The organism is Mitsuaria sp. RG (genome assembly GCF_028369275.1).
In the GTDB taxonomy this organism is placed as follows: Bacteria; Pseudomonadota; Gammaproteobacteria; order Pseudomonadales; family Pseudomonadaceae; genus Aquipseudomonas; species Aquipseudomonas peradeniyensis.
The window spans coordinates 44,570-56,993 of record NZ_JAQMYQ010000024.1 but is presented as its reverse complement, the minus strand read 5'-3'; the positions used below and the strand labels follow the sequence as shown (position 1 = coordinate 56,993).

The window sequence follows — 12,424 nt, the reverse complement described above, 5'->3', positions numbered from 1 at the left end:
CCCGGAGCCCTCCATGCCCACCCCTCGCCGCAGCCGCGCCGCCATGAGCGCGGATACCATCGAACGGCTGATCGCCGTCGCCCGCCGCCAGTTCGCCGAAAAGGGCTTTGCCGCCGTGGTGATGGACGAACTGTGCGCCGAAGCCGACCTCACCCGGGGCGCCCTGCACCACCATTTCGGCGGCAAGGCCGGGCTGTTCACCGCCGTGGTGGAGCACCTGCTCGAGGAGATCAACCAGGCGCTCGACGCCCGCTACGCCACCCACGACGACCCATGGGAGGGCTATATCGACACCTGCCTGTACTACTACGACCTGCTGCACGAGCCGGCCCTGCGGCGCATCCTGCTGCAGGACGCCCCCGGGGTACTCGGCCCGCGCCTGCGCGAACTGGAGGAAGCCAGCTACATCGGGCCCATGGCCCAGGGGCTGGTGGAGTTGCAGCAGGCCGGCAGGCTGCGCGCCTTCGACGCCGTGGCCATGGCGCACCTGATCAACGGCGCGATGGGCGACAGCGGCATGTGGGTGATCGCCCAGGACGATCCGCAGGCGGCGGCGGAACGGGTGAAGGGGGCGTTGCGCTGTTTGATGGAGGGGTTGCAGGTCTGAATGGCTACGCCCACCTGTAGGAGCGGCCTCGTGCCGCGAAAGGGCTGCGCAGCGGCCCCAGGATTTCAGGACTGAGCAAAGATCGCCGGGGCCGCTTTGCGGCCCTTTCGCGGCACAAGGCCGCTCCTACACGGGAGGATTACGGCCTATAGAAATTTTGCTCGCCGCAAAATGTACTAACTTGTTAATTAGCTTGCTAAGGGCTTAAACTTCTCGCATTCCACCTGCGAGATCCCTGGCATGAAAGACTCACCCCGCGCCTCCGGCGCCTCAACCTTCATCCTGGTCGGCCTGGGCGTCGTCATCGCCCTGCTCGGCCTGCTCCTGGCTGCCGGCGGCGTCAAGCTGGCCGGCCTGGGCGGCTCCTGGTACTTCCTGGGCGGCGGCCTGGCCATGGCCATTGCCGGCATCCTCATCGCCCGTCGCAAGCCCGCTGGCGCCTGGCTCTATGCGCTGTTCCTCGCCGGTACCGCGATCTGGGCCGTGGCCGACGCCGGGTTGGTGTTCTGGCCGCTGTTCTCGCGGCTGTTCATGTTCGCCACCATCGGCCTGGTGGTAGTGCTGGTGTATCCGCAACTGGTCCGGCGCCCAGCGCGTGGCGCCTACGGCATCGCCGGTCTGCTGGGCGTGGCGCTGGCGATCGCCGCCGGCAACATGTTCGTCGCCCACCCCAGCGTCGCTCCTACCAGCAAGGGCCCGGGCCTGACGCCAGTGGAACCCGGCCAGCAACAGAAGGACTGGGCCCACTACGGCAACACCGAGGGCGGCAGCCGCTTCGCCGCGCTGGACCAGATCAACCGTGGCAACGTCGACCAGCTCAAGGTGGCCTGGACCTACCACACCGGTGACGTCGCCCTCAGCGACGGCAACGGCGCCGAAGACCAGCTCACGCCGCTGCAGGTGGGCGACAAGGTGTTCATCTGCACCCCGCACAACAACCTGATCGCCCTCGACGCCGACACCGGCAAGGAGCTGTGGAAGAACGCCATCAACGCCCAGTCCAAGGTCTGGCAGCGCTGCCGCGGCCTGGCCTACTTCGACGCCAGCGCGCCGATCGCCCAACCGACCCGGCCCGACAGCACGCCGGTCAGCGTGAGCAGCGTGCCGGCCGGCGCCAACTGCCAGCGCCGCCTGCTGACCAACACCATCGATGCCCGCCTGATCGCAGTCGATGCCGACACCGGCGCGTTCTGCGAAGGCTTCGGCGACAACGGCCAGGTCGACCTCAAGGCCGGCCTGGGCAACGTGCCGGACTCGTACTACCAGCTGTCCTCGGCGCCGTTGATGGCCGGTACCACCGTGGTGGTCGGCGGCCGCGTCGCCGACAACGTCCAGACCGACATGCCCGGCGGCGTGATCCGTGGCTTCGATGTGATCACCGGCGCCCAGCGCTGGGCCTTCGACCCGGGCAACCCGCAGGACCGCGACGCCCCGCAAGGCGACCGGACCTACGTGCGCAGCACGCCCAACAGCTGGGCGCCGATGTCGTACGACCCGGCGATGAACACCCTGTTCCTGCCGATGGGCTCCTCGTCCACCGACATCTACGGCGTCGAACGCAACAAGCTTGATCACACCTACGGCGCCTCGGTGCTGGCCCTGGACGCCACCACCGGCAACGAAAAGTGGGTGTACCAGACCGTGCACAACGATCTCTGGGACTTCGACCTGCCGATGCAGCCGAGCCTGATCGACTTCACCAAGGATGACGGCAGCACCGTGCCCGCCGTGGTGATCGGCACCAAGGCCGGGCAGATCTACGTGCTCGATCGCGCCACCGGCAAGCCGCTGACCCAGGTCGACGAAGTACCGGTAAAACCGGGCAACATCCCCAACGAGCCGTATTCGCCGACCCAGCCGAAGTCGGTGGGCATGCCGCAGATCGGCGCGCAGACCCTGACCGAGTCGGACATGTGGGGCGCCACCCCGTACGACCAGCTGCTGTGCCGCATCGACTTCAAGAAGATGCGCTATGACGGCCTGTACACCGCGCCGGGCACCGACCTGTCGCTGAGCTTCCCGGGTTCGCTGGGCGGCATGAACTGGGGCAGCCTCTCCACCGACCCGGTGCATGGCTTCATCTTCGTCAATGACATGCGCCTGGGCCTGTGGATCCAGATGATCCCTTCGCAGAACACGGGTGCGGCAGCGGGCGGCGGCGAGGCGCTGAACACCGGCATGGGCGCGGTGCCGCTCAAGGGCACACCGTATGCGGTGAACAAGAACCGCTTCCTGTCGGTGGCCGGTATCCCGTGCCAGGCGCCGCCATTCGGCACCCTCACCGCCATCGACATGAAGACCCGGCAGATCGCCTGGCAGGTACCGGTCGGCACTGTCGAGGACACCGGCCCCCTGGGCATCCGCATGCACCTGCCGATCAAGATCGGCCTGCCGACCCTGGGCGGCACCCTGTCCACCCAGGGCGGCCTGGTGTTCATCGCCGGCACCCAGGACTTCTACCTGCGCGCCTACGACAGCGGCAACGGCAACGAGATCTGGAAGGCCCGCCTGCCGGTCGGCAGCCAGGGCGGCCCGATGACCTATGTGTCGCCGAAGACCGGCAAGCAGTACGTGGTGATCACCGCCGGCGGCGCACGCCAGTCGACCGATCGTGGCGACTACGTGATGGCGTACGCCCTGCCCTGAACCGCGTCGCCCTCTTCGCGGGTAAACCCGCTCCCACAGGACTTTCACTGGACTGCAACTTGTGCGGTCCCTGTGGGAGCGGGTTTACCCGCGAAGGGGCCCTATACACAACCCGAGATTACGCAATGCCCCGTGCTTTTCGTTTCACTCCCTTCTTTCTCTTGCTGACCAGCACCGCGTCTCTCGCCGACGACAACACCCTGACCGGCGACTGGGGCGGCCTGCGCCACCGGCTCGCGGCAGACGGCATCAGCTTCACCGGCGACTACAGCGGCGAGACCGCCTACAACGCCCATGGCGGCCTGCACCGCTCGGCCCGCTACTCGCAGAACCTCAAGCTGGGCGTGCAGTTCGACCTGTCGAAGCTGTACGGCCTGGACAACGGCGGCAAGGTCCAGCTGACCATCAACGACCGGCGCGGTAACAGCGCCTCGGAGGACCTGGTGGGCAACCGCCTGCCGATCCAGGAAAACTACGGCGGCCTCTACACCCGCCTGACCGAACTCAGCTACGAGCGCAACCTGTCGCCCGCGCTGAACCTCAAGCTTGGCTACATGGCCATGGGCAACGACCTCGGCGGCCTGGACAGCGGCATCCTGTGCAACTTCATGAACGCCGGCTTCTGCGGTCACCCGCTGAACATGTCCGGCGGCAGCGGCTGGACCAACTACCCCAACGCCCACCTCGGCGTACGCTTGAAATATGACCTGACGCCCGACTGGCAACTGCGGGTGGCGGCGTTCAACGTCGACCCCGAGAGCAACGGCAATTCCAGCCGCGCCTGGCACCTGGGGCCCAAGCACACCACCGGCACCGTGGTCCCTGTGGAACTGGTGTACAAGCTGCGCGGCGAACTGCCGGGCGAGTACAAGCTCGGTTACTACTACGACAGCTCGAACGCGAAGCGCATCGGCAGCAGCGAGGAAGTCGCCGGTCGTGGTGGGCATTACCTGCTGGTCGACCAGGCCGTGTGGAACGACCCGGTATCGCCCGGGCGCAGCCTGCATGCCTTCGGCCAGTACTCGGCGTCGAGCAAGGCCGCCTCGCCGTTCACCAGGTGGTATGGCGCAGGCGTGGTGCTGTACAAGCCGTTCGCAAGCCGGCCACGGGATACCGTCGCGCTGGGGTATGGCCGCGCGGTGCCGAACCCGCGTAGCCGCGATGTGCTGGAAGATGCGGCCGTCGATGCCGGGCAGCCCGTCCCCAACCTCGACAGCGCCGAGCAGCTGGTCGAGCTGAGCTATGGCTACCAGGCCACCGCGTGGCTGAACCTGCGGCCGGATGTGCAGTACATCGTCGAGCCGGGGGCGTTTTCCGGGAAGGACATCGACAACGCGCTGGTGTTCGGCTTGCAGGTCAAGGCGACGTTCTGAAACCAAGCCTGGCGTGACCTATAGGAGCGGCCTTGTGCCGCGAAAGGGCTGCGCAGCAGCCCCTGGGTTTTAGCGTTAAAGCATCAATCGCCGGGGCTGCCATGCAGCCCGTTCGCGGCGCAAGGCCGCTCCTACAGGTCGGCGTTGGCGCGCATAGCTTTTTCCTGCCCAGCAACCACATATTTACTAATTTCCCCGCCCCGCCCCCTGTCCCAGTATCTGGCGCAACTACAACAACAAAGAGCGGGGAAACTGTCATGAGTGCAAGTGCGTCCGTGCCTGCCAGCGTGCAGCACGATCAAGCCGGCTTTCGCCGGGTCCTGGGGCTGGGATCGCTGCTGGCGGTGGCCGTGGGCCTGGTGGTGTCGCAAGGGGTGATGGTGATGATGCTGCAGGGGGTCGGCGCCGCCGGCCTGGGCTTCATCGTGCCGTTGGGGCTGGCCTACCTGCTGGCCCTGAGCTACGCCTTTTCCTTCTCCGAGCTGGCCCTGCTGGTGCCGCGCGCCGGCAGCCTGTCGAGCTACACCGAAGTGGCGCTGGGGCACTTCCCGGCGATCCTGGCGACCTTTTCCGGCTACGTGGTGGTGGCCATGTTCGCCCTGTCGGCCGAGCTGCTGTTGCTCGACCTGATCATCGGCAAGGTCTACCCCGGGGTGTTCCCGCAGTACTCGGTGGCCTTCGGCGTGCTCGCCCTGTTCACCGGCCTCAACCTGATGGGCATCGACATCTTCGCCAAGCTGCAGAGCGCCATGGCCGTGGTCATGGTGATCGTACTGCTGATCCTCGGCGTCGCCGCGATCAGCGAAGGGCATGCCGAGGGGGTCACCACCACCCTGCTGCAGGGCGACTGGAACCCCATGGGCGCCGGGGTGCTGGCCCTGACCGCCATGGCCGTGTGGGGTTTCGTCGGCGCCGAGTTCGTCTGCTCGCTGGTGGAGGAAACCCGCAAGCCCGAACGCAACATCCCGCGCTCGATGATCATCGGCCTGACCGTGATCTTCGCCACCATCGGCCTGTACGGCCTGGGCGCGCTGTTCCTGGTACCCCGCGAAGCCCTGAGCAACGATGCCCTGCCCCACTACCTGTTCGCCACCACGGTGTTCGGCAAGACCGGCGAGGTGTTCCTGGTGATCGCCGCGGTGACCGCCACCTGCAGCACCCTCAACACATCGCTGGCGGCCATTCCGCGCATGCTCTACGGCATGGCCTGCAACGGCCAGGCGTTCCCCCAGTTCAAGCAGCTCAGCCCGCGGGCGCGCACGCCCTGGGTGGCCGTGCTGTTCGTCGCGGCGATCACCGGCCTGCCGATCCTGCTGATGGGCCAGGACGCCGCGGCAATCAACCTGTTGCTGCTGGCCGCCGCGCTGGCCTGGCTGCTGGCGTACATCATCGTGCACCTGGATGTGATCGCCTTGCGGCTGCGCTACCCACATCTGGCGAGGCCATTCCGCACACCGTTCTACCCACTGCCGCAGCTGTTCGGTATCGGCGGGATGCTGTACGCGATCTGGCATGCCTCCCCCAGCCCGGAAATGAACCTGAAGGTCTTCGGTACGGCGGGAGTGGTACTGGCGGTGGTGTCGCTGATTGCCGTCGTGTGGATCAAGGGCGTGATGAAGAAACCGTTGTTCAGGCCTGAGCCGCTATAACCTTGTCGCGGGGCCAGCCCGCTCCCACAGATGCCTGCGCAACCTGTGGGAGCCGGCTGGCTCCGCGATTGTCATGCCTGCTTCAGATGATCCACCAACCGCCGCAACATCGCATCGCATCCCTGCAACTGCTCGACACTGACAAACTCGTCGGGCTTGTGCCCCTGGTCCATGCTCCCGGGCCCGCAGACCACCGTGGGGATACCCGCCTGATCGAATAGGCCTCCCTCGGTGCCAAAGGCCACAGTACCGAAATCGTCCGAACCGCTGAGCAACGCCACCAGTTGTGCAGCCTCGCTCTCGGCTGGCGTGGCCAGGCCCGGGTAGGCGCTCAGGGCGCGCAGGCGAATATCGCTGGCGCCACTGACGGCATGCATGCGCGGCAGCAGCTCGGCCTCGGCGTAGGTCTGCAGACGGTCGGCCACGGCCTGGGCCTCGAAGCCGGGCAAGGCGCGCACTTCGAAGTCGAACTCGCACTCCTCGGGGACGATATTCAGCGCCCGGCCGCCCTTGATCACCCCGGTCTGCACCGTGGAGAACGGCGGGTCGAAGCGCTCGTCGTGATGCTCGGGACGCGCCAGCTCGTCACCGATCTCGCCCAGCTTGCCGATCAGCCGCGCCGCGTACTCGATGGCATTGACGCCGTAGGGCGCATAGGCCGAGTGGCAGGCGGCGCCATGCACCTGGCAGCGCATGGCCAGCTTGCCCTTGTGGCCGAGCACCGGCTTGAGCTCGGTGGGTTCGCCGATCAGGCACAGCCGCGGCTTGTGCGGACGCTGCGCCAGGGCGGCGAGCATCGAGCGAACCCCCAGGCAACCCACTTCTTCGTCATAGGAAAAAGCCAGGTGCACCGGCAGCTTCAGCGGCTGGGCGAGAAACGCCGGCACCGCCGCCAGCACCGAGGCGATGAAGCCCTTCATGTCGGCCGTGCCACGGCCGTACAGGCGTCCTTCGCGCTCGGTGAGCAGGAACGGTTCGACGGTCCAGGCCTGGCCCTCCACCGGTACCACATCGGTGTGCCCGGAGAGCACCACGCCGCCACGGTCGGCGGGGCCGATGGTGGCGAACAGATTGGCCTTGGTGCCCGCCTCGTTGTGGAACAGCTCGCTGGCAACGCCAAGTCCGGCCAGGTAATCGCGGATGAAGGCGATCAGCTCGAGATTGGAATCGCGGCTGACCGTGGCAAACCCGACCAAGCGCTCCAGCAGCGCACGGCTGGAAACCTCATTCATCGCCCGGCACTCCATAGCTCGGCGCGGCGGTCGGGTTCAGGGCGCGGGTCACATAGTCCTGCATCTGCGGGCGGTAGGCCTGCCAGAGGCTGTCCAGTTCACCGATGGGATCGTGCTCGGCCCAGTCCACGCGCAGGTCCACCAAGGGCCAGGTCAGCTCTCCGGCGATCTTCAACGCCGCCGAGTGCACCGGCCCCGCCTCGCCACCGGCAGCCATGGCCGCGTGCATCGCCGCCAGCAGGCGGTCGGCCAGGTGGCCGCCGGCCTGCTCGAACGCCGTCACCATGGCCTCGATCACCGCCCGCGACGACAACAGGTTGCCGGCCGCGGCGCATTGCTCGCCGGCCACGGCGTTGTGCACGCCCAGGGCCTCCTTGCCGGTGAACAGCGCCACCTGGCCCTGGCTGTCGATCACCGTGACCTGGCGATACTCGCTCCAGCCATTGGCGCTCAGCACCCGGTCCAGCGCCGCTGCGGGCGGCAACTGACCCTGTTCGAGGGCGTCGAGGATCTGCGGACCGAGGGCCGGCAGGGTGATGTTCTGGGTCGACACCGCCCCGACCCCGGCACGTACCCACGGGCAGCGGGCGCCAACGGCGATGCTCGAAGAACTGATGGCGATGCCGACCTGGCCGGTTTCCTGGCAGCGGCCGATGATGGAGAAGGTCATGGTGCAGCTCCTGTGTTGAGGTTACCGGCATTCTCGGTGGGCCCCGGGAGCTGCGAAACCAACATTTTCCTCGGTACTGGGCAGGAAAAAACTAAGGCGCCTGCGAATGCATTCTGTGTAGGAGCGGCCTTGCCGAGGCGTCGGACCGGCCGGAAAGGGCTGCGCAGCAGCCCCTGGATTTGTGCCCACCTCAAGATTGCCGGGGCTGCTCTGCAGCCCTTTCGCGGCGCAAGGCCGCTCCTACAAGATCCTGCGCAACCCTGAACATCCGCGCCACAACACAGGCCTTCGCCAATTTATCGGCAAGCCCCAGCTAAATACTATTTTCGCGATTTCCCGCCCATCCCTAGTCTGGCCCCAGGCAAAGGCGGTCCCCACCGACCTGAACAAGAACGCCGCTGAAGAAGGGCTGGGACATGACACTGAACAACATCGAAATCGACACCCTCGTGGTCGGCGCCGGCCAGGCCGGCGTGGCCATGAGCGAACACCTGAGCAAGCTCGGCGTGCCGCACCTGGTGCTGGAGCGCAAGCGCATCGCCGAGGCCTGGCGCAGCGGACGCTGGGATTCGCTGGTGGCCAACGGACCGGTCTGGCACGACCGCTTCCCTGGCCTGGAATTCGACCTCGACGCCGACGCCTTCGCCGGCAAGGAGCAGGTCGCCGACTACTTCGAACAGTACGTGCGCAAGTACAACCTGCCGGTACGCACCGGGGTCGAGGTGAGGAAGGTGGTGCGCAACGCCGACCGCCCGGGCTTCACCATCGACACCAACCAGGGCGTGATCCGCGCCAACCGCGTGGTGGCTGCCACCGGCCCGTTCCAGCGCCCGGTGATCCCGGCCATCGCACCCAAGGACGAAAGCCTGCACCAGATCCACTCCGCCGCCTACTACAACCCCGAGCAGTTGCCTGAGGGCGCGGTGCTGGTGGTCGGCGCAGGCTCCTCGGGGGTGCAGATCGCCGAGGAACTGATGCGCGCCGGGCGCCAGGTGTACCTGTCGGTCGGCGCCCATGACCGTCCGCCGCGCAGCTACCGCAACCGCGATTTCTGCTGGTGGCTGGGCGTGCTTGGCGAGTGGGACGCGGAGATCGCCAAGCCCGGCCGCGAGCACGTGACCATCGCCGTGTCCGGCGCCCGCGGCGGCCACACCGTGGACTTCCGCGCTCTCGCCCACCAGGGCATGACCCTGGTCGGCCTGACCCAGTCGTTCGAGGGCGGCGTGGCCCGCTTCCAGGATAACCTGGCCGAGAACATCAACCGCGGCGACGAGAACTACCTGGCCTTGCTGGACGCCGCCGACGCCTATATCGAACGCAACGGCCTGGACCTGCCGGAAGAGCCCGAGGCACGCAAGCGCCTGCCCGACCCGGCCTGCGTCAGCCAGCCCTTGCCGGAACTGGACCTGGCCCAGGCCAACGTCAGGACCATCATCTGGGCCACCGGCTACGGCGTGGACTTCAGCTGGCTGCAGGTGGACACCTTCGACGCCAACGGCAAGCCACAGCACCAGCGCGGCGTGTCGAGGGAGCCGGGCGTGTATTTCCTCGGCCTGCCCTGGCTGTCGCGCCGTGGCTCGTCGTTCATCTGGGGGGTGTGGCACGACGCCAAGCACGTTGCCGGCCATATCGCCACCCAGCGCACCTACCTGGCTTACCGCGACCGCGAGCAGCGCGCGGCGGATGAGCAGCAACCCTCGATCAGCAACGTCAGCACTTTCGGAGCCCTCTGATGCCTACCCACACTCGCATCCGCATGTTCAACACCAAGGCCACCTACCCCAACCAGACTCTGGATAACGACCTGTGCCAGGCGGTGCGCGCCGGCAACACCATCTATGTGCGCGGGCAGGTCGGGACAGACTTCGAAGGCCGGCTGGTGGGGCTGGGCGATCCGCAGGCCCAGGCCGAGCAGGCGATGAAGAACGTCAAGCAGCTGCTCGAAGAAGCGGGCTCGGACCTGTCGCACATCGTCAAGACCACCACCTACATCACCGACCCGCGCTTCCGCGAGCCGGTGTACAAGGAAGTGGGCAAATGGCTCAAGGGGGTGTTCCCGATTTCCACCGGGCTGGTGGTGGCAGGGTTGGCCCAGGCTGAGTGGTTGATGGAGATCGATGTGATCGCGGTGGTGCCGGATCAGGCTTGATCACGAGCAGTACATGAGGCCGCGTTGCGGCCTCATTGAGCCTGCCAGCCGCAAGAAGAGGGCCGAAAATGGCACCTGATAATTTTGCCAGTTCCAGTATCGAGCTTCGACGCCTAAATTATCTTGCACAGCCCCTAATCAGGTAACCCCATGCCGACCGCTACAATCTTATTGGCGGCAGATAGGCCAAGGTCCATTCTGTGGTGCAGCGAAGACCAGCAATCTCATGCATTCACCTACACCGCTTATGGGTATTCAGGGCCTGTCGGCGTATCAAGCGCTGCACTCGGTTTCAATGGCCAGCATTGCGACTCATTGACTGGACTCTACTTTCTCGGTAATGGCTACCGGGTGTTCAGCCCTGTGCTAATGCGCTTTCTCTCAACCGACTCGCTGAGTCCGTTCGGGGCGGGTGGAGTGAATGCTTATAGCTATTGCACCGGAGACCCCGTCAACAAGGTCGATCCTTCCGGCCATCGCTTCCTGAAAGTGATTCGTATGGAGCCAGACATATTCACATCAATCGTCAATCATCTTGAATTCCCTGACCTATTTGCTCTTTCGAAAACCTCATCTGAGATAGCCCAGCTGACTGCCCCCAGACTCACCGCACACATAAAGCAGTTACCAGCTCGCGCCAGAGATATAGTGTTCAAGACTGGCGGTGCTTCAGGCATAACAGCTTCGCAAAAAGCAAAACTTGAGATCCCTCCGCTCCCTTTCTTTAACGACATTAAGCGGATCGAACGGCTTGGTGGCGCCAAGAGAATGCTGAAAGAGATACGAGATGCAAGATGGGCCCGTTCGAACGAGCCAATCTCTTCAAACGATTCGACACCTTACGGTTCGGATTCAGAGGATGAGATGCAGCGTGTCAACGAGGGAATCGAAAGAGCCATCTACGGTCCGCAACTCTGAACCTTTACCAGAGGGTTGGCCCAGGCCAAGTGGCTGATAGAGTTTGATGTGATCGCGGTGGTGCCGGATCAGGAGTGACGCGCAAAAATAATCGCGGGGCAAGCCCGCTCCCACGCTTTGAGTCATTGTGGACTCAATGCGTGGGAGCGGCGGTGCGCCGATGCGACTTGCCCCGCGATGGCTACTATCGAACGACGCCACCAACCTGCCCAAACCGCCCGGCCTGGAAATCATCGAACGACTCGGCGATTTCCGCCTGACTGTTCATCACGAACGGCCCGTAGCCAACAATCGGCTCGTCGATCGGCTCGCCGCTGAGCAGCAGCACGCTGACCTCTTCCAGCGCCTCGAGGCGCACATCGCTGCCATCGCGCTCCAGCAGCACCAGGCTGGCCGGGCCGGCCTCGCGCTCGTCGTTGACCCGCAGGTTGCCGCGCAGCACCACCAGCGCGGCATTGCGCCCGGCGGCCAAGGGCAGTTGCAACGTGGCACCGGCCTTCAGCCGCAGGTCCCAGACGTCCATCTCGGTGAAGGTGCGCGCCGGTCCCTGATGATCCAGGTAACGTCCGGCGATCACCCGCAGGTTGCCCGCCTCGCCTGCCAGCGCCACCACGGGAATGTCGTTGGCCAGCAGCGTCTGGTAGCCCGCCGCGGCACGCTTGTCCTTGGCCGGCAGGTTGACCCACAGCTGCACCATTTCCAGGGTACCGCCACTACGGGCAAAGGCCGGGGAATGGAACTCCTCGTGGATGATGCCGCCCGCGGCGGTCATCCATTGCACGTCACCCGGCCCGATCAAACCGCCGGCGCCGGTGGAGTCACGGTGCTCCAGCTCGCCCTGGTAGACGATGGTCACCGTCTCGAAACCGCGATGCGGATGCTGGCCGACGCCGCGACGGGCCGTGGTCGGGGTGAAGTCGTGGGGGCCGGCGTAGTCCAGCAGCAGGAACGGGCTGATGTGCCGGGCCAGATGGTCGTAGGTGAACAGGCTGCGCACCGGGAAGCCGTCGCCCACCCAATGGGCGTGGGGGCTGCGGTGGATGCCCTGGATCTTTTTCATGAGAAGCCTCCTCTTGGATAGGTATAACCTTACCGAGGAGGCTAATTAAGCGGTAGACGGAGAAAATGGCATGGATCGTTCTACTGGCAGAACAATTACGCGATCCTGTGGGAGCGGCTT

Annotated in this window: 10 protein-coding genes; 7 read left to right on the top strand and 3 right to left on the bottom strand. The window is 65.7% G+C overall.

Annotation, left to right across the window (positions count from 1 at the left end):
* Positions 1-13 precede the first annotated feature (13 nt).
* From POF53_RS14965 to POF53_RS14950, 4 genes are all read left to right on the top strand, one after another.
* Complete coding sequence (locus POF53_RS14965) at positions 14-607, top strand: TetR/AcrR family transcriptional regulator (RefSeq protein WP_475858708.1); 594 nt, start codon at positions 14-16, stop codon at positions 605-607.
* A 240-nt stretch (positions 608-847) separates the two neighbouring features.
* Complete coding sequence (locus POF53_RS14960) at positions 848-3,253, top strand: glucose/quinate/shikimate family membrane-bound PQQ-dependent dehydrogenase (protein ID WP_498968302.1); 2,406 nt, start codon at positions 848-850, stop codon at positions 3,251-3,253.
* 125 nt (positions 3,254-3,378) lie between these two features.
* A complete protein-coding gene (locus POF53_RS14955) occupies positions 3,379-4,626 on the top strand; it encodes a carbohydrate porin (protein WP_475858709.1) in 1,248 nt (415 codons plus the stop codon).
* Between the two features lie 257 nt (positions 4,627-4,883).
* Entirely contained in the window at positions 4,884-6,275 is a 1,392-nt protein-coding gene (locus tag POF53_RS14950; protein WP_498968300.1) for an APC family permease, read from the top strand.
* Between the two features lie 71 nt (positions 6,276-6,346).
* Here POF53_RS14950 and argE read toward each other — a convergent pair whose 3' ends face one another.
* Both argE and POF53_RS14940 read right to left on the bottom strand, forming a co-directional pair.
* Entirely contained in the window at positions 6,347-7,507 is a 1,161-nt protein-coding gene (argE, locus tag POF53_RS14945) for an acetylornithine deacetylase (protein WP_498968298.1), read from the bottom strand.
* Positions 7,500-8,177, bottom strand: coding sequence for a DUF1028 domain-containing protein (locus POF53_RS14940; RefSeq protein ID WP_203646224.1), 678 nt, complete (start codon positions 8,175-8,177; stop codon positions 7,500-7,502). The genes argE and POF53_RS14940 overlap by 8 nt, the downstream gene beginning before the upstream one ends.
* Positions 8,178-8,593: 416 nt before the next feature.
* On the opposite strand from POF53_RS14940, the gene POF53_RS14935 reads away from it, so the two are divergent.
* From POF53_RS14935 to POF53_RS14925, 3 genes are all read left to right on the top strand, one after another.
* Positions 8,594-9,910 (top strand): flavin-containing monooxygenase, encoded by a 1,317-nt coding sequence (locus tag POF53_RS14935; RefSeq protein WP_498968296.1) that lies wholly within the window; start codon positions 8,594-8,596, stop codon positions 9,908-9,910.
* Positions 9,910-10,326: a RidA family protein gene (locus POF53_RS14930; protein WP_094011146.1), complete on the top strand. Its 417-nt coding sequence runs from the start codon at positions 9,910-9,912 to the stop codon at positions 10,324-10,326. Before POF53_RS14935 ends, POF53_RS14930 begins: the two co-directional genes overlap by 1 nt.
* A gap of 150 nt (positions 10,327-10,476) precedes the next feature.
* Positions 10,477-11,244, top strand: coding sequence for an RHS repeat-associated core domain-containing protein (locus POF53_RS14925; protein WP_498968293.1), 768 nt, complete (start codon positions 10,477-10,479; stop codon positions 11,242-11,244).
* A gap of 184 nt (positions 11,245-11,428) precedes the next feature.
* Here the strand turns inward: POF53_RS14925 and POF53_RS14920 are convergent, their stop codons facing one another.
* Positions 11,429-12,304, bottom strand: coding sequence for a pirin family protein (locus POF53_RS14920; protein WP_203646222.1), 876 nt, complete (start codon positions 12,302-12,304; stop codon positions 11,429-11,431).
* Positions 12,305-12,424: the final 120 nt, after the last annotated feature.